Source organism: Mitsuaria sp. CC2 (assembly GCF_048957715.1).
GTDB lineage: Bacteria > Pseudomonadota > Gammaproteobacteria > Burkholderiales > Burkholderiaceae_C > Roseateles.
On sequence record NZ_JARVXN010000027.1, the window covers coordinates 270233 to 288381 of the forward strand.

14 protein-coding genes are annotated in these 18149 nt (G+C 70.1%); 8 read left to right on the forward strand and 6 right to left on the reverse strand.

Annotated features, from left to right (window positions below; all coding sequences use genetic code 11):
• The first annotated feature begins 124 nt into the window (after positions 1 to 124).
• Positions 125 to 2710 (forward strand): penicillin acylase family protein, encoded by a 2586-nt coding sequence (locus PV762_RS18940; RefSeq protein ID WP_421036550.1) that lies wholly within the window; start codon positions 125 to 127, stop codon positions 2708 to 2710.
• A 111-nt stretch (positions 2711 to 2821) separates the two neighbouring features.
• Here the strand turns inward: PV762_RS18940 and PV762_RS18945 are convergent, their stop codons facing one another.
• The 3 genes from PV762_RS18945 to PV762_RS18955 all read right to left on the reverse strand — a co-directional run bounded on the left by PV762_RS18945 (position 2822) and on the right by PV762_RS18955 (position 6306).
• Complete coding sequence (locus tag PV762_RS18945; RefSeq protein WP_421036650.1) at positions 2822 to 3181, reverse strand: hypothetical protein; 360 nt, start codon at positions 3179 to 3181, stop codon at positions 2822 to 2824.
• 883 nt (positions 3182 to 4064) lie between these two features.
• Complete coding sequence (locus PV762_RS18950) at positions 4065 to 5180, reverse strand: enoyl-CoA hydratase/isomerase family protein (protein WP_421036551.1); 1116 nt, start codon at positions 5178 to 5180, stop codon at positions 4065 to 4067.
• 154 nt (positions 5181 to 5334) lie between these two features.
• A complete protein-coding gene (locus PV762_RS18955) occupies positions 5335 to 6306 on the reverse strand; it encodes an isoaspartyl peptidase/L-asparaginase family protein (RefSeq protein WP_421036651.1) in 972 nt (323 codons plus the stop codon).
• 234 nt (positions 6307 to 6540) lie between these two features.
• Here PV762_RS18955 and PV762_RS18960 point away from each other — a divergent pair, with 234 nt between their 5' ends.
• Genes PV762_RS18960 through PV762_RS18975 form a run of 4 tightly spaced genes read left to right on the forward strand, consistent with a single transcriptional unit; the run spans position 6541 to position 10495 of the window.
• A complete protein-coding gene (locus PV762_RS18960; protein ID WP_421036552.1) occupies positions 6541 to 7719 on the forward strand; it encodes an acyl-CoA dehydrogenase family protein in 1179 nt (392 codons plus the stop codon).
• Positions 7720 to 7748: 29 nt separating this feature from the next.
• Positions 7749 to 8870: an acyl-CoA dehydrogenase family protein gene (locus PV762_RS18965; protein ID WP_421036553.1), complete on the forward strand. Its 1122-nt coding sequence runs from the start codon at positions 7749 to 7751 to the stop codon at positions 8868 to 8870.
• Positions 8871 to 8930: 60 nt separating this feature from the next.
• Positions 8931 to 9494: a DUF3617 domain-containing protein gene (locus PV762_RS18970; protein WP_421036554.1), complete on the forward strand. Its 564-nt coding sequence runs from the start codon at positions 8931 to 8933 to the stop codon at positions 9492 to 9494.
• Positions 9491 to 10495 carry a P1 family peptidase gene (locus tag PV762_RS18975; RefSeq protein WP_421036555.1) on the forward strand — a complete coding sequence of 335 codons (1005 nt, stop codon included), beginning with the start codon at positions 9491 to 9493 and terminating at the stop codon, positions 10493 to 10495. Before PV762_RS18970 ends, PV762_RS18975 begins: the two co-directional genes overlap by 4 nt.
• Before the next feature lie 37 nt (positions 10496 to 10532).
• Here PV762_RS18975 and PV762_RS18980 read toward each other — a convergent pair whose 3' ends face one another.
• From PV762_RS18980 to PV762_RS18990, 3 genes are all read right to left on the reverse strand, one after another.
• Positions 10533 to 11630, reverse strand: coding sequence for a hypothetical protein (locus tag PV762_RS18980; RefSeq protein ID WP_421036556.1), 1098 nt, complete (start codon positions 11628 to 11630; stop codon positions 10533 to 10535).
• A gap of 78 nt (positions 11631 to 11708) precedes the next feature.
• Complete coding sequence (locus PV762_RS18985; RefSeq protein WP_421036557.1) at positions 11709 to 13208, reverse strand: hypothetical protein; 1500 nt, start codon at positions 13206 to 13208, stop codon at positions 11709 to 11711.
• Positions 13090 to 14106 (reverse strand): hypothetical protein, encoded by a 1017-nt coding sequence (locus PV762_RS18990; RefSeq protein ID WP_421036558.1) that lies wholly within the window; start codon positions 14104 to 14106, stop codon positions 13090 to 13092. Before PV762_RS18990 ends, PV762_RS18985 begins: the two co-directional genes overlap by 119 nt.
• A gap of 153 nt (positions 14107 to 14259) precedes the next feature.
• Between PV762_RS18990 and PV762_RS18995 the strand changes: the two genes are divergently transcribed.
• The 3 genes from PV762_RS18995 to PV762_RS19005 all read left to right on the forward strand — a co-directional run bounded on the left by PV762_RS18995 (position 14260) and on the right by PV762_RS19005 (position 18138).
• Positions 14260 to 15030, forward strand: a complete 771-nt coding sequence (locus tag PV762_RS18995; RefSeq protein WP_421036559.1) for a pseudouridine synthase — start codon at positions 14260 to 14262, stop codon at positions 15028 to 15030.
• A 137-nt stretch (positions 15031 to 15167) separates the two neighbouring features.
• On the forward strand, positions 15168 to 17021 hold the full coding sequence (locus tag PV762_RS19000) for an ATP-binding protein (RefSeq protein ID WP_421036560.1): 1854 nt from the start codon (positions 15168 to 15170) through the stop codon (positions 17019 to 17021).
• Between the two features lie 40 nt (positions 17022 to 17061).
• The gene (locus PV762_RS19005; RefSeq protein ID WP_421036561.1) at positions 17062 to 18138 is read left to right on the forward strand and encodes a bifunctional riboflavin kinase/FAD synthetase; all 1077 of its coding nucleotides are present in this window, start codon (positions 17062 to 17064) and stop codon (positions 18136 to 18138) included.
• Positions 18139 to 18149 lie beyond the last annotated feature (11 nt).

The window sequence follows — 18149 nt, forward strand, 5'->3', positions numbered from 1 at the left end:
CACACCTTCGTGTGAGTGACTCCCCCTGCGCAAACCGATACGGGTCGTGGCATCGATGCCTCTATGCTTGAGCCGAACCGGCCCGCCCCGGCGTGCCGGTCTGCAGAGCACAGGGAGACAAGACATGCGACTTTCCGTTCGACGCGGCAGGAGCCCGCTGTATGCATTGACATTGGCCGTGGCCGTGGGATCGGCCGCGCTGCTCGCCGGTTGCGGCGGCGACGATGACGGCGATGGCGACGGCGGTACGCCCGCCTCGAAGTACAGCGCCGAAATCCGCCGCACCGCCATGGGCGTGCCCCACATCAAGGCCGCCGACTGGGGCGGCGCCGGCTACGGATACGGCTATGCGCAGGCCCAGGACGACCTGTGCACCATCGCCAACTCGATGCTCACCTTCCGCGGCGAACGCGCCCGCTTCTTCGGCGCCGACGCCGTCGTGCCCTTCCAGGGCACCATCGGCCAGCCGAAGAACATCGACTCGGACTTCTATCACCGCCACGTCCTCAACGACGAGGTGATGCAGCGCTTCGTCGCCGCCCAGCCGGACAAGCTCAAGCAGATGGTTGCCGGCTTCGCCGCCGGCTACAACCGCTATGTCCGCGACATCAAGGCCGGCGCCGACTCCACCGCCCATGCGGCCTGCCGCAACGAGGCCTGGGTCGTGCCGGTCACCGACACCGACATCTTCCGCCGCATGTACGCCGCCCACTTCGCGGCGGGCTACAGCAATTTCGTCGCCCAGATCGCCAATGCGACGGCGCCCGCGGCCGCGTCGCCCACGATGGCGTCGGCCGCCAGGGTCAAGGTCGCCGCAGCCACCGCCGCGGCGGCCGGCAAGTCCCGCGCCGCGCCACGCTCACGCGATGGCGCGCCACATCCGCTCACCATCGCCACCGCGCATCTGCCGGACTTCCAGGTCGGCGGCAACGACGGCGTGGGCAGCAACATGATCGGCTTCGGCACCGCGGCCACCGGCGACGCCAGCCCGCTGCTGTTCGGCAATCCACATTGGTACTGGCGCGGCCCCGACCGCTTCTACCAGGCGCACCTGACCGTGCCCGGCGAGCTCAACGTCGCCGGCGCCTCCTTCCTCGCCCAGCCGATCGTGCTCATCGGCTACAACGACAACCTCGCGTGGAGCCACACCGTCTCCGCCGCGCGCCGCTACGGGCTGTTCCAGCTCACGCTGTCGCCCGGCGACCCGACCAGCTACCAGCGCGACGGCGCCGCCGTGAAGATGACCGCCCGCGCGATCACCGTGCAGGTCAAGCAGGGCGACGGCAGCGTCGCGCCGGTGTCGCGCACGCTCTACGAGTCGCAGTACGGTCCGATCGTCAACCTCGGCGCGCTCAACCCGGCCCTGGGCTGGAACACCAGCACCGCCTTCGCGATCCGCGACATCAACGGCGAGAACTTCCGCGTGTTCCGCGTGTGGATGCGCTGGAGCCAGGCGAAGACGCTCGAGGAGTTCCAGACCATCCAGCGCGAGGAGTCCGCCATCCCCTGGGTCAACACCGTCGCCGTCGCGCGCGGCGCGAATCAGGTCTGGTACGCGGACATCGGCGCGATGCCCAACGTGTCCGCCGCGCAGCTGTCGAGCTGCGCCACGCCGCTCACGACTGCGCTCAGCGCCGCGCTGCCGCGCACGCCGGTGCTGGACGGCTCCAAGAGCAGCTGCGACTGGCAGAGCGATCCGGATTCGAAGCAGCCCGGCGCGCTCGGCCCGGCCCGCATGCCCAGCCTGCTGCGCGACGACTATGTGCTCAACAGCAACGACAGCTACTGGCTCGCGAATACCGCCGCGCCGCTGACCGGCTTCCCGGACATCCTCGGCCCGGCAGGCACCAGCTCGATCAGCTTCCGCACGCGGCTGGCGCATCTGCTGGCGCAGGGACGCCTGGCCGGCACCGACGGCTATGCCGGCAACAAGGCCACCAGCGAGACGGTGCGCGCCCTGGTGCTCAACAGCCGCACGCTCACCTCGGAGCTCTTCCGGGACCAGGCGGTCGCGATGTTCTGCGCGCCGCCGACGTCGATCACGGTGAACAGCGATCCCGCCACCGGCGAGACCTTCAGCCCGGCGCGCAACGTCGATCCCACCGAGGCCTGCGCGGTGCTGCAGGCTTGGGACGGCAAGGCGCTGCTCGCGTCACGCGGCGCGCACCTGTGGGACGAGTTCTGGACGCGCGCGGCGCGCATCCCCGAGGCCACGCTGTACGCGGTGCCCTTCAGCAGCGCCGATCCGCTGCACACGCCGCGCGACCTGAACCCCGCCGTGAAGACGACGCTGCAGCAGGCCTTCGGCGCCGCGATCGTGCGCGTGCAGGCCAGCGGCTTCGCGATGAACGCGACGCGCGGCGAGACGCTCTTCGCCACGCGCGGCAGCGAGAAGATCCCGCTGTTCGGCGGCTGCGGCCAGCCGCAGGGCTACTACACCGTCGCCTGCGCGCTCAGCCGGCTGGACCAGGGCGGCTACGACCTCAACACCGCGACCAGCGCGAACAGCTACCTGCAGGTGGTGCGCTTCCCCGCCGGCGACGTCGAGGCCTACACTTTCCTGACCTTCTCGCAGTCGGACGACGCCGCCTCGGCGCACTACAGCGACTACACGCGCGCCTACAGCGCGGGGCAGTGGCAGAAGGTGCCCTTCTCGGAGGCCGACATCGCCAAGGACACGGCCTTCTCGACGAAGACGATCAGCGAGTAATCCGGAACGCGGGCCCACAACGACACAGCCGGCCGACCGCCTCGACATCGAGGCGGCGCGGCCGGCCGTGGCACCCGATCGCGGGTGCGACCGGTCGGTGGGACGTCCGGGTCAGACCTGCAGCGCGCGTTCGATCTCGGTCAGCTTGTAGCGGGCGAGGGCCAGGTTGCCCTTGTTCTTGTCCAGCACCAGGTACAGGAACAGGCCGGCATTGTTCGGCACCAGGCGGATCAGGTGGTACTGGTCCGACAGCGTGATGAGGATGTCCTCGATGCCCTTGCGCAGGCCGAGCGACTCCATGGTCTGCAGCTTGGCGCGCACCACCTGCGTGTTGCCGGCGGCGGCCAGGTCCAGGTTCACGGCGGTACCGGCCTGGGCCAGGCACATGCCGCTGCGGAAATCGACCAGCGCGGCGGCCAGGGCGCCGTCGATGGTCATGGCGGCGTCGATGGACTGCTTCAGATTGCTCATGGTGTCTTTGTTCAGGGAGGGGGCGGGTTGCAGGGAGTCGAGCCCGAAGCGGCTCGTCAGCTTGTTGAATTCCTCGATCAGGACGAACCACAGCGTCTCCGGGCTGCTGTCGGGCAGCCGGTAGAGCACCGTGGTCGGCGTGGCCGCGGTCACCATCGGCACGAAGGTCATCTCCTCGACGATGGCGCTGGGCATCAGCAGCAGGCGCACGGCCGGCACCTCCGCGGCCCAGGCGCGGCGCAGCAGGTCCAGCGCGCCGTGGACCGAGCCCGGTCCGACGATCACCAGCAGCCCGGCGGGGCCGTCGACGGCGGCGAGGTCGTCGTTGGGATACGGCGGCCGCACCCAGTCGATGGTGGGCATGCCCGGCGTCGTGCTCAGCGCGATCGCCTGGCGGGATTCCGTGGAGGACAAGGTCGCGCCGGTCTGGCCGATGGCCAGGCCGCCCAGGCGGGCCGTCATGTCGACGACACGCACACCGGATCTGCTCATGAAAGGGTCCCGAGAGTGGAGGAAACGACGCTTCGGTCGCTGGACGCGCAGTGTGAAGAAAGCGCTTGCAGAACGCGCCCCCACGCTTGGGGGGTCAGACCTTGCCGGTGGCGCTTCGCGTGCCGAAGGTCACGACCGCCGCGTCGGGACTCGGTGCATCCGGGCGCTGAGCGCCCTCGCCTTCACAGGCGTTGGCGGCCCTTGTAGCTGGCGTCCTTCGTGCGCCTGTGCAGGAACATCAGCGTATCGCGGTCGATCTGCAACTCATAGCGGTTTATCGATTCCCTCCGGAGGGCGTCCTGAGGGGGGCGTTGATTGAAGTAGGTCAGTCCACCGCGTCTGCACAGGAGGTCATTGACTCAGCTCGGGCGGATCGTGATACGACTCGGCGTCAATCGAGCCCGCGCAGCGGATGCCCGGACGCCGGCCAGGGGCTCCGGAAGAAGGCCTCGACATCGGCACGCGTCACGTCCTCGATGCGGGCCGGGTTCCACTTCGGCGCATGGTCCTTGTCGACGGCCAGCGCGCGCACGCCCTCCACCGTCTCGCTGGCCGCGCCGGGCCGCAGATGGAAGCAGTGATGCACCAGGTCGCGCTCCATGCGCAGATCGTCGGCCAGGCTCATCGAAGCGGCGCGGCGCACCTGCTCCAGCGTCACTGCCATCATCAGCGGCGAACGCTTCTTCAGCGTCGCCAGCGTGTGCTGCGCCCACGGGTCGGCGTCCGCTTCCAGCGACGCGAACAGCGCCGGCACCGACGCCGCCGAGAAGTGCCTGTTGATCAGGGCGCGCGCGTTCCAGTGCTCGGCGACCGGCGCCAGGTCCACCCGCTCCATCACCGTCGCGACCACGTGCTCGGCGCTGTCCTGCACGCCGGTGCGCAGGGCCTCGACGATCGCCGGCAGCTCGCTGCTCTGGACGAAGACGTCGCCCAGGCCGAGCTCGATCGCGTCGCCCGCGCCGATGACCTGGCCGGTCAGCGCCAGCCATTCGCCGCTGTGCCCGGGGCAGCGCGACAGGAAGTAGCCGCCGCCCACATCCGGGAACAGGCCGATGTTGGTCTCGGGCATCGCCAGCCTGGAGTGCTCCGTCAGCACGCGCAGCCGCGCGCCCTGGCTGATGCCCATGCCCCCGCCCATCACGACACCGTCCATCAGCGCGATGCAGGGCTTGGGGAACTGGTGGATGAGGTGGTTGAGCGCGTATTCCTCGGTGAAGAACGCGTCCAGCGCGCTCATCGCCTCACCGCCGGCGAGCGCCGCCTGGTGGAAGAAACGGATGTCGCCGCCGGCGCAGAACGCCGCGGGTTTTCCCTCGCGGCAGGCACCGATCAGCGCGACCGCCTGGATCTCGGGATCCTTCGCCCACGCCGTCAGCAGCGCGGTCATGTCGCGGATCATGGGCAGCGACAGCGCGTTGAGCGCCTGCGGACGGTTCAAGGTGATCAGGCCCAGGCAGCCGTTGACCTCGGCCAGGACCAGCCCTTCGGATTGCAGCGACGGAATCACAGCGACATCTCTCCACTCGTAGAGGCTGCCGGGCGGCGCCACGCGGCCAGCAGCTCGTTACCAATCAATGCGGCCAGCACCATAACACCCCCCGGGCCGGGCAGGCAGGACCCCGGCGGGCCCACGGCTGGACAACGCAGGGCGTCGGACGACCTCATTCGTCCCGGTAGACGCCGACGACGGGCACGCCCCCGGCCTCGACCCAGCCGCGGTACATGCCCTCCGTGTTGAAGCCGAGCCAGACGTTGCCCAGCGTGTCGACCGCGATCAGCCCGCCGTCGCCGCCCACCGCGGGCAGTTCGTCGAACACGACGCGGGCGCAGGCATCCGCGAGCGGGAGACCGCCGATGCGCATCAGCGCGCCGACCTCGTGGGCCGCCGCGGCTCGGATGAAGGCTTCGCCGGTGCCCGTGCAGGAGACGGCGACGCTGCGATCGTCCGCATAACAGCCGGCGCCGGGGATGGGCGAATCGCCGACGCGGCCTGGCCGCTTGTTCGTCATGCCGCCGGTGGAGGTCGCAGCGGCGAGGTGCCCCGCCGCGTCGCGCACCACGGCGCCCACGGTACCGAACTTGGTCCGTTCGTCGATGGGACCGCCGGCATCGACCACCGCCTGCCGGCCGTCGTGGTCCAGGACCTGGCCGGACGCGGACGCCCTCGCCTGCGCCAACTGCGCGAGCCGCTGCGGCGTGCCGAACCAGTCCGGCGCCACGCGCTCCAGGCCCTGCTCGAACGCGAAGCTGTCCGCCGCCGTGCCGACCAGCAGCACATGGCCGCTGTGCGTCATCACCGCGCGTGCTGCGAGGACGGGATTGCGCACCCGCGTCACGCCGGCCACCGCGCCGGCGCCGCGATCGCGGCCGTCCATGACGCTGGCGTCGAGTTCATGCCGCTGGTCCGCGGTGTACACCGCGCCCTTGCCGGCGTTGAAGAGCTCGCATTCCTCGAGCCGGCGCACGGCCTCGACAGCCACGTCCATGGCCGCTTCGCCGCGCGCGAGCCGCGTCGCTCCGTCGGCGAGGATCTCCGCCAGCGCGGCCCGGTAGCGCGCTTCCATGTCCGCGCTCATGCTGGCGCGACGGATCGTGCCCGCGCCGCCGTGCAGGGCGAGCACCGGCCGCGGCAGGGACGTCGGGAACCATGCGGGAAGCGATGTCGATGGCGAGGTCGGCGGCGAGGCGGTCATGTCGGTCCTTGGAAGCCCGGGAGCCGGGCATTCTCCCCCGCCCCCCGGGATGCCCCTCGGCTTGTCCCGGTCGGGACAGGAAAAAAGCGAACGCTCGTGCTAAAAATCGGCGCAGTCCGGAGACACGCTGCACCATAAGCACAGGACAAGCCATCAAGGACCGCAGGAGACGACATGGACCTCAACTTCACGCCCGAGGAACAAGCTTTCCGGGCCGACATCCGCCAGTGGGTGGCCGGGCATCTGCCGAAGGACATCAGCCACAAGGTGCACAACGCGCTGCGTCTGAACAAGGACGATCTGCAGCGCTGGGCGCGCATCCTGGGCAAGCAGGGCTGGCACGGCTGGGCCTGGCCGAAGCAGTTCGGCGGCCCGGGCTGGAACGCCGTGCAGCGCCACCTGTTCGAAGAGGAATGCGCGCTGGCCGGCGCGCCGCGCGTCGTGCCCTTCGGGCCGGTGATGGTGGCGCCGGTGATCATGGCCTTCGGCTCGCGCGAGCAGCAGGAGCGCCACCTCCCCGGCATCATGAGCGGCGACGTCTGGTGGAGCCAGGGCTACAGCGAGCCGGGTTCGGGCTCGGACCTGGCCTCGGTCAAGACGCGCGCCGAGCGCCGCGGCGACACCTACGTCGTCAACGGCCAGAAGACCTGGACCACGCTGGGCCAGTACGGCGACTGGATCTTCTGCCTGGTGCGCACGGACACCAGCGTCAAGCCGCAGGCCGGCATCTCCTTCCTGCTGATCGACATGAAGTCGCCCGGCGTGACCGTGCGGCCGATCACCATGCTGGACGGCGAGCACGAGGTCAACGAGGTCTTCTTCGACGACGTGGTGGTCCCGGCGGAGAACCTGGTCGGCGAGGAGAACAAGGGCTGGACCTACGCCAAGTACCTGCTCGCGCACGAGCGCACCAACATCGCCGACGTCAACCGCGGCAAGCGCGAGCTGGAGCGGCTCAAGCGCATCGCCAAGGCCGAGGGCGTCTACGACGACCCGCGCTTCCGGGACCAGATCGCGCTGCTGGAGGTGGACATCGTCGCGCTGGAGATGATGGTGCTGCGCGTGCTGTCGGCGGAGTCCAGCGGCAAGCAGTCGCTGGACGTGGCCGGCCTGCTGAAGATCCGCGGCAGCGAGATCCAGCAGCGCTACACCGAGCTGATGATGCTCGCCGCCGGGCCGTACGCGACGCCTTTCATCCAGGAGGCGATGGAGGCCGGCTGGCAGGGCGACCAGGTCGGCGCGGCCCACTGCGCGCCGCTGGCGAGCCACTATTTCAACTATCGCAAGACGACGATCTACGGCGGGTCCAACGAGGTCCAGCGCAACATCGTCGCCCAGACCGTTCTGGGCTGATCGCACCGGCGGACACGAGGAGACACGACATGGATTTCGATTTCACCGAAGACCAGAACTCGCTGCGCGACGCGGTGCGACGCTACGTGGACAAGGACTACGGATTCGAACAGCGCCGCGCGATCGTCAAGGCGGGCGGCTTCTCGCGCGAGGCGTGGAACGCGCTGGCCGGCCTCGGACTGACCGCGCTGGCGGTGCCCGACGCGCACGGCGGCCTGGGCTTCGGCCCCGCCGAGGCGATGGTGGTCATGGAGGAGCTGGGACGCGGCCTGGTGATGGAGCCCTACGCGCAGGGCGGGCTGGTCGCGCCGGCCGTGCTCGCGCACGCCGGCGATGATGTTCAAGGCGAGTGGCTGCCGCGCATCGCGGGCGGCGAGGCGCTGGTCGTGCTGGCGCATCAGGAGCGCAAGGCGCGCTACCGGCTCGACGTGTGCGACACGCTCGCGACCGCGGATCACCGCTTGACCGGCGCGAAGAGCGTCGTCCCCGCGGGCGATGCGGCCGACGCGTTCATCGTGCCGGCATGCGCGGGCGGCGCCGGCGCGAACATCGCGCTGTACCTCGTCGCGAAGGACGCGGCCGGCGTCGCGCTGCGCGGTTATGCGCTGCACGACGGCTCGCGCGCCGCCGAGCTCACGCTCCAGGACACGCCCGCCACGCTGCTGGTCGGTCCGGACCGCGGGCTCGCGGTGCTGGAACACGCCGTCGACATCGCCATCGCCGCGCAGGCGGCGGAGGCCGTCGGCGCGATGGACCGCTTCGTGGCGTTGACGGCGGACTACCTGAACACGCGCAAGCAGTTCGGCGTCGCGATCGCCAGCTTCCAGGCGCTGCGCCACCGCATGGCCGACGTCAAGATGCAGCTGGAGCTGGCGCGCTCGATGAGCTATTTCGCCACGCTCAAGCTCAATGAGCCGGCGCAGGCGCGCCGCCGGGCGATCTCTCAGGCCAAGGTGCAGCTGGGGCAGTCGATGCGCTTCGTCGGCCAGCAATGCACGCAGCTGCACGGCGGCATCGGCGTGACCGACGAGTACATCGGCAGCCACTACTTCAAGCGGCTGGCCGTCATGGAGATGCAGTACGGCGACACGCTGCATCACCTGGGCGAGGTCAGCGCGCTGATGCAGGACACGGCTGGCGTGTTCGCTTGAAGACTTGAGCGCGACGTAGACTTGGCCGAGCTCGCCGCCACTGCGGCGAGGGAGCCTGCCATGTCGCTTGCACCCTCTTCCTTCGCGCCCCCTTCCCTGATTGCGGGCCTGCTGCTCTCGGCGGCCGCCATGGCCGCCTCGGCCCAGGATTTCAAGCCCGGGTTGTGGGAGATCAGGCAGAAGCCCCAGCTCGATCCGCAGCGCCAGGCGCAGATGGCGCAGATGCAGAAGCAGATGGCGGCGTTGCCGCCGGAACAGCGCAGGCAGCTGGAATCGATGATGTCGCAGAACGGCGTCAGCATGAACGTCCAGGGCGGCGAGCTGACGCTCAAGTCCTGCGTCACCCAGGACCAGGCCGATCGCGCCGCGATGCCCAGGACCGACGGCAAGTGCTCGCATGACAGCAAGCGCACCGGCGACACGATGCTGGTGAACTTCCGCTGCACCAACCCGGCCTCGGAAGGGACCAACGAGATCACCTTCCTCGGCCCGGACCATTACCGGACGAGGACCGAGGTCCGCGCGCAGCGCGACGGCAAGACCGAGGTGATCCGCTCCACCGGCGAAGCCCGCTACCTGGGCAGCGATTGCGGCTCGCTGAAGCCGCAGGGCGCCAAGCCTTGAGCGGGATTCCGGACGGGGGCGCCCTCTGCGACGTCGCCGGCCTGAAGGTCGGCCACTTCACGCATCCGACGGCGTCCACGGGCTGCAGCGTCGTGCTCTGCGAGCGCGGCATCACCGCCGGCGCCGACGTGCGCGGCGCGGCACCGGGCACGCGCGACCTCGACCTCCTGCGTCCGGAAAACACCGTGCAGCAGGTCCACGCGATCCTGCTGACCGGCGGCAGCGCGTTCGGCCTCGCCGCGGCGGACGGGGTGATGCGCTGGCTCGCGGAACGAGGCCACGGTTTCCAGGTCGGCGCGGTCCGCGTCCCCATCGTGCCGGCGGCGGTGCTCTTCGACCTGTGGCTGCACGACGCATCGACCGCGCCCGATGCGGCGGCGGGTCGCGCGGCCTGCGAGGCGGCCTCGGCCGATGAGCGCTCGCGCGGTCGCGTCGGCGCCGGTACCGGCGCGACGGTGGGCAAGCTGCTCGGCGTCGAGCGCTCGATGCCGGGCGGACTCGGCATGGCATCGGTGCGCATCGGCGGCATGACGCTGTCGGCGATGGTCGCCGTGAACGCGGTGGGCGACGTCGTCGATCCACACGGCGGCGAGGTGATCGCCGGCTCGCGCGGCGCGTACGGTCGGCCTCGTTCGACCATCCAGGCACTGCTCGACGGCGAACGCCCCGGCGGCGCGCTGCAGGGCAGCGCCACGACGATCGGCGTCATCGCGACGGACGCGCGATTGACGAAGGCGCAGGCCACCAAGCTCGCGCAGATCGCACACGACGGCCTGGCGCGCGCGATCCATCCCGTTCACACGGTGATGGACGGCGACGTGATGTTCGCGCTCGCCACCGGCGCCGCGGAGGTCGACGGCGACATGACGCTGCTGGGCGCGGTGGCGGCGGAGGTGGTGGCGCGGGCGGTCTTGGATGCGGTGTCGTCGCCGACTACACAGTGTGGAGACGCGGCGTCGTCGACGACCAGCTCTCGGAGTGCCCTTCCTCCGGCGTGCTGAAGATCCTGGCCGCAAAGGTGGGAACGACCGTGCCATCTTAGTCGGTGATGAGCCGCTTCACATCCTTGACGGTCCGGGTGACTTCGAACGGATCGTCGTCGTCGTGCACAGTGTCCGTCAGATAGCGCAGGTCCACTTCCTTCGCGAAGGCCACCCGGACCTTTCTGTTTTCGCCGCCGTCTGCCGCTTCCTTGAACACCGATCGCGGCAACTTCAGGATGGGACCCGGCAGGCGATCCGTGCTCGGCGGCTGCGTGCGCGGCCGGACGCCTTGAAGCCCGGCGTCGAGCAACTCGCCACGATGCAGCATGGCCACCAATCGTGTCGCGAACTCGCGCAACGACGCCAGATCCTCGGCGCGGAAGACGTCCGGGCGGTGATGGCCACGCACCTTGGCGCACTCTTCAAGCAGGTATTCGTCGATGCTTCCGGCAAGCATTTCTTCACGTCGGCATCGCTCCACCAGACTGCGGGCGACGGCGAAGGTCGCGCTGTCGTGACCGCCGTCGGCGGACTGGAAGACCGTGACGCCGCCTTCTTTCGCTTCGAGGTGCGCCAGATGCAGGCAGACATCGAAGAGGCGATCCACGGCAATCGTCCGGCCGCTGCCCACCGGCATCCGGATCACGGAGAGATCCTGCGTGGCCCCGGGCACGGCCTTGCCGTTGCGGCTCAGCCCCACGGAAACGCGACGCGTGTGCGCATCGCGAGCGGGGATGCGAGCGCCGACCGACAGCAAAGGCGTGCGGGACTTCATGTGCCTGACGGTCACCTTCCCGTGCTCGCCGGCAACGAGCCTGGCGCTTCCATCCAGCACGCTCGGGCAGGGACCGGACTTCTCAGCCGCGGAACGCAGATCCACCACGCGCCGGATGTTCTGCCGCACGCAGGCGTCGGCGAAATCCAGCGCCTGTCTGGGCGACGCGACGCTCATCACGAGCGTTCCGTCGGGAAGCCGGCTGGTGTCCAGGCCACGCAGCGACGTGGAAGGCGACGGCTTGGGCGCCGTGTCGCTCAACTGATCGAGCTGGCGCTTGAGCTCAAGGGCTTTGGCAAGGTCCTTGGCCGGAACAACCGGAGCGGCATCGGTATGGGCCGGTCCTGATCGGCCGAAGAGTCTGGAGAGGCGTGTCATGGCGAACTGAAGGCGAAGAGTGGCACAAGCAAGTCAGACGGCCCCGAGGCCGGTTTGAAGACATCGGGGCTCGGACCGTCAGGGGTCGCCCGTCGTCGGACGAGGCTTGCCGAAGAGCTGCTCATGGGCCGACTTGCCTGCCGGCGCTGCGTTCGGGCGCTTCAATACGAAGTCCCGCTTGATCGGCAGATCCTGGTAGAACCCTCGCACATCGTGGCCTTCCTTGAACGAGACCGGCTTCCTTTCACGGTTCGACGGCTCACCCGCCTTCTTCAGGATCGAACGGGTCTCGCGCCGCGCAGCGTCCGGCGTCGCGGGCGTCGGCCGCAGGGGGGCTTGCAAGCTCAGCGGCTCCTGGCGCTGCAACGCCCGCGCCGTGGGCGGCCGCGACGGTATCTCCACCAGCGGCGGGGTCAGTTCAGCCAGTGGCAGGGTCTCTTCCGGCAGCGGCGCGATCTCCCGCTGAAGCGGCGCACGCAGATGCGCCGTCGCAGGCGTTGAGGATCCGACGGGAGCCGCGGGAACGGCCGGCATCGTGGAAGGCGGGAGATCCTGCAGCGCCCCGCGTCGGTCCTGATCCAGCATCAGGCGACCGAAGGCCATCAGCGCCGCCAGGTCTTCGGCCCGGAACAGCTCCGGGCCCCGATCCCGGCGGATGCTCAGACACACGTCCATCAGGGTCTCCTTCAGGTCGTCCGCAGGGATCGGATCGCGCAGGTGCGCCTGGAGCAGCGCATGGGCCGCCGCGAAAGTGGCCCCGGTGTGCTGGCCGTCGGCACACTGGAACGCCGTCCGTCCGTCGGGCGCCGTGCGGGCCAGATGCAGGCTGACGTCGAGCAGACGTTCAGGCGCGACGGCCCTGCCGCTGCCCGCGTGGACGCGGACCCATTCCAGCGATCGCGACAGATCGCGGGGCCTGCCGCCTGCCGGCGCCGGCGTCTTCCTGCCCGGCTTCAGGCTGACCTGGACGGTGCGGACGTGGTCCTCGGGGTCGCCCTTGCCCGCTCCGTTCAATGGCCTCTCGCGTCCTTGCCGGGCAAAGCGCGCGATGCCGTGATCCTTGCCGAAGGCGGACCTTCCTCCGTCCAGGGGGCAGGCGTGGCCGCGCTGCTTCTCCTTCTCCGACCGAAGGTCCACCACCCGGTCGATCCGATGCTCCACGCAGGCATAGGCGAAACGCAGCGCTTCGTCGAGGTGCGGTGAAGCCATCAGCACCGTCCCGTCGCTCAGGCGGCTGGCATGCGGCAGGGCCTTGTCGAGCAGCGCCTCCTGGTTCAGATGCGCAGGGGATCGCAGACCGGCCGGCGCGGGCGGGCAAGGTGCCAGCGCCGACGTCCAGCGGCCGAGCTCTTGGTGCAGCGCCGCGCCCTCTTCGGACCGGTCGGCGACGGATTCGCGCCGGGACTGGCCGCCCAGGCAATGGGAAATGCGTTGAAAAATGGAAGGCATGGCGACGACCTCAAGGCCTCGGAGTGGACGAAACGGGTGTGGCCGGCGAGGACGGTCGCGCGCCGCCGCGGTGCCCGGAGGCTCGCGGCGGTATCGGCGGCGCGGGTTTGCCTCGAGGAAGGGCGCCACGCCGGTCGGCGTCCAGCATCAGATGCGCGTACGCCACAAGCGCCCCGAGGTCCTCGGCGCGGAACAGTTCCAGTCCGCGATCGGCACGGATGTGCAGGCATTCGTCCAGGACGGCGGCCTCGATGTCCTCCGTGCGCAGCGGATCGCGCAGATGGCGTTGCAACAACGCATGCGCGGCCGCGAACGTGGCGCCGGTGTGCTGCCCCTGCGCGCACTGGAAGACGGTCCTCCCACCCGCGGCGGTGAGGACCATCGCCAGATGCAGGCTGATGTCGAGCAGCCGCTGCGGCGGGATCTGCTCACCGCTGGCGACATGCACGCGGATCCAGTTCAGCGAATGGAGGCGCGGTTCCGAGCGCTGAGTCCCCGTGCCTCGCGCCGGGGCGCCCGGGCTCAGGCGGATCTGGACCGATCGCTGGCGATCTCCGGCCGCGGACGCGGACGTCCCGTGCACGGGAACGGCAGCGCCCTGTCGCGAGAAGCGCACTGTCCCCCGCGAGTCGCTGAAAGGTCGATCGCCGCCGTCCAGCGGGCAGGCAAACAGGCCGCGCTTCTCCGCGTTCGATCGGACATCCACCACGCGCGCGACCTTGTGGGTCACACAGGCCATGGCGTAATCGAGCCAGTCCCGGCGCAACGGGGAGGCCATGAGGACCGTTCCATCCTTCAACAGGCTCGCCGCCCTGAGTTCAGGACCGAGCAGCGTCTGCGCATTGACATGGCGCGGCGCGCGTGCGCCGTCGGGGGACAGGACATGGCTCGCGGTGTCGAGATCCGAGCTCATGCGGCCCAGTCGGTTGACGAGCCGCACGCTCTCACCGGTGGCGAGCGAGGCGGCGGCAGAGCGTCCCAGCAAGCCGTCGAGCGCGTGGGACATGCATTGGATGAGCCGGGGCATGGAGCGACATTCGAAGCGTGGAGGACCGGCACATCGCCGTTCCAGGACCTGATTTGTGCGACCTGCACACCCCATTCATTCGACGAGCGGACGAGCGATGTTGATTTCTGTCAAATCGCGAGGTGATTCGCTGGACAGCGACAATTCCTCCCCATGACGTCGAGTTCCAATTCCTCCCAAAAATCCGCCAAACCCACGGCGATCGCCCAGATCCTTTTCAGCCAGGGCTTTGGCACACGCCGCCATTGCGCCGCGATGGTCCACCACGGGCTGGTGTCGATTCGCGGCGAGGTGGTGGACGACCCGCACCAGACCTTCGACACGAGCGGCCTCGTCTTCGAGGTCGACGGCCAGACCTGGCCCTTCCACGAGAAGGCCCTGATCCTCCTGTACAAGCCCGCCGGCTACGAGTGCTCGCGCAAGCCCAGCCATCACCCGAGCGTGTTCTCGCTGCTGCCGGAGCCGGTGCGCAACCGCGATATCCAGCCCGTGGGCCGCCTCGACGAGGACACCACCGGCCTGCTGCTGATGACCGACGACGGTCCGCTGCAGCACAAGCTCACCAGCCCGAAGTACCACGTGCCCAAGCTCTATCAGGCGGTCTGCAAGGCCGAGGTGGACGAAGCGCAGCTGCGTCAGCTCGTCGAAGGTGTGCTGCTGGAGGAACGCAATCCGAAACTGGCCGAGGAACCGGTGCGGGCGGTCTCCGCCGAACGACTGCCCGACGGGCGGCTGCAGATGGCGCTCACCGAAGGCCGCTACCACCAGGCCAAGCGGATGGTGGCCGCGGTGGGGAACCGTGTGCTCAGCCTGCATCGGCAACGCATCGGCGCGCTGGACCTGCCGGCCGACCTGAAGGAAGGCGGCTGGATGTGGCTCGATGAGGCGCAGCGCGAGCTGGCGATGTCGGAGCCGGTGTCGTGACCGGCACGCCCGCCCCCGGGAAGTCCCCGACACCGTTGTCAGTCATCCTTCGGTAGAAACGCCCCACCGAAGCGCCGCTCCCGAGCGGCGCCAGCAGCCAGGAGGCGCAGCGGTCGGAACCTCGCCGGCCGTGTCGTATGGGACTTTCAGAAAACAAACATCACGAGGACATCGCCGCCCCCAGCGTGGCGATCCAGGTCCGGGCGGAACGGCTGAGCAGCCTGCAGGCCCGCGTGGCCATGCCGGCGGTCGTCGGCGCCCTCTTCGGCCTGCTGCCGGTCGTGCTCCTGTGGCCGCACCTGCCCGCCGTCGACCTGCTCGGCTGGCTGGGCGCGCGCTGGAGCATCTCGCTGTGGCGCACGCTCCAGGCGCGGCGTTTCCTCAAGCTGCCGCTGCAGGAACGCGCCTCGGCGCGCGAAGAGCGGCGCTACCTGGTCGGGCTGGGCATGGACGGGCTGGCCTGGGGCGTGATCGGCGCCCTCTTCGCCACGCCCAACCTGCCGGAGATCGACGGCGCGGTCATGACCACGCTGGTCGGCCTGGTCGCCTTCACCATGGTGTCGCTGGGCCATTGGGCGCGGGGTCAGGCCTTGTTCGCCTCGCTGGTGATCGCGCCGCTGGCGATCCGGCTCGCACTGCAGGGCGGCGTGACGGGGTGGCTCAGCGTCGGCGGACTGGTGATGTTCTGGCTGCTGACGGTGCTGGAGTCGCGTCGCATCGAGGCCCGCACATTGGAGCTGCTGCGCCTGCGCTTCGAACAGGGCCGCCTGGCCGAGCAGCGCCGGCTGGCGCTGGCCGCCGCCGAGGAAACCAGCAGCAGCAAGAGCCGCTTCGTCGCGGTGATGAGCCACGAGATCCGCACGCCGCTCAACGGCATCATCGGCATGACGCAGCTGCTGGAACGCGGCGACCTCAGCGCGCCGCAGCGCGAGCAGGTGGAGATCGTGCGCCGGTCCGGCCGGCACCTGCTGACACTGGTCAACGACATCCTGGATCTGGCGCGCATCGAGTCCGGCAAGCTGGTCGTCGAGGCCCGGCCCTTCGACATCCGGGAGGTCGCCGGCGACGTCGGCCGGCTGCTGGGCGAGTCCGCGCGGGCCAAGGGACTGGACTTCACGCTGAGCGTCGCGCCGCAGCTCCCCGTCCGGGCGATGGGCGACGCGTCGCGCATCCAGCAGGTGCTGCACAACCTGGTGGGCAACGCCGTGAAGTTCACCGATCATGGCGGCGTCGCGGTGGAGGTGTCGTCGGTCCTGGACATGCGCGCCGGCACCCTGCTCCGCTTCGCCGTCCGCGATACCGGCGACGGCATCCCCGCGGACCAGCTGGAGCGCATCTTCGCGCCCTTCGAGCAGGCGGCCCGCACGGGCACCGACCGGGCGCGTCGCGACGGCGCGGGACTGGGCCTGACGATCTCCCGCGAGATCGCCCGGGCGATGGGCGGCGATCTGCGCTGCGCGTCGGCGCCGGGCCAGGGTTCGGTCTTCGAGTTCACGCTGCCGCTGCAGGCCTGCGCCGCGGAGGCCGAGCCGCCGGGCACTGCGTCGGCCGGCATGCCGGGACCGCTGCCGCGGTGGCAGGGCCGCGTGCTGCTGGTCGACGACAATCCGGTGAACCTGCTGGTCGCGGCGACGATGCTGGAGCGATGCGGCCTGCAGGTCGTGTCCGCCGAACACGGGCGGCAGGCGCTGGAACAGCTGCGCGCGCAGCGCTTCGACCTCGTCCTGATGGACTGCCACATGCCCGAGCTGGACGGCTACGCCGCGACGACCGCCTGGCGGCAGGAAGAAGCGCGCCGGCTGCTGCCGCGAACGCCGGTGGTGGCGCTCACCGCCAGCGCCATCGACGACGACCGGGCCCGATGCCTGGCCAGCGGCATGGACGACCACCTGGTCAAGCCGTTCGAGATGGACGAGCTGCTGGCCGTCGTGGCGCGGCACCTGCCGGACTCGCACGACGTGCCCGACCTGCCCGCGGCGGCGGCGGCCTGATCCCGGCGCCGCCCCGCGCGGCGGCTGATAATCCCTGCCCATGCAGGTTTTCCGCGGCTTCCACCATCCCGGCATCGCGGCGCAATGCGCGCTGACGATCGGCAACTTCGACGGCGTCCATCGCGGCCACCAGGCCATGCTGGCGTTGCTGCTGTCGGAGGCCCGCCATCGCGGCCTGCCGACCTGCGTGCTCACCTTCGAGCCGCACCCCCGCGACTTCTTCGCGAAGAAGCTCGGCAAGCCCGAGCTGGCGCCGGCGCGCATCGCGACGCTGCGGGACAAGCTCCAGGAACTGGCGCGCTGCGGCATCGACCAGGTGGTGGTGCTGCGCTTCGACGAGGCGCTGGCCTCGCTGCCGGCGCAGGACTTCATCCAGCGGGTGCTGATCGACGGTCTCGGGACGAAGTACGTGCTGGTCGGCGACGACTTCCGTTTCGGCGCCAAGCGCCAGGGAGACTACGCCACGCTGGACGCCGCCGGGCAGCGCCAGGGCTTCGACGTCGCGCGCATGATGAGCTACGAGGTGCACGGGTTGCGGGTGTCGAGTTCCGCCGTGCGCGAGGCGCTGGCCGACGGCGACATGGACGGCGCGGCCCGGCTGCTGGGCCGGCCGTACGCGATCTCGGGCCACGTGATCCATGGCCAGAAGCTCGGGCGGCAACTGGCGGAAACCGCCCCCGGCCGCGGCGACGGCTTCCGCACGCTGAACCTGAAGTTCGACCACGACAAGCCGGCCGCGCACGGGATCTTCGCCGTGCGCGTGCATGGTCTCGACGGCCAGGACCGCACCCTCGGCGGGTCCGGCGGGATCGTGCTGGACGGCGTCGCCTCGCTGGGCGTGCGGCCGACGGTCGAGGACGCCGGCCGGGTGCTGCTGGAGGTCCACGCGCTGGACTGGCCCGAGACGCTGGCCGCCCGCCTGGGGCCGGGCGAGGCCTACGGTAAACTCGTGCGCGTGGAACTCTTGCAAAAACTGCGTGACGAAGCCCGTTTCGACGGCCTGGACGCCCTGACCGCCGCGATCCGCGAGGACGTCCGTCAGGCACGCGCGTACTTCGCAGAACCGGCGACCACCCACGCCGCCGTCAGACGCCAGACCACCCGCGACCGAATTTGAAGGGCTGAGCC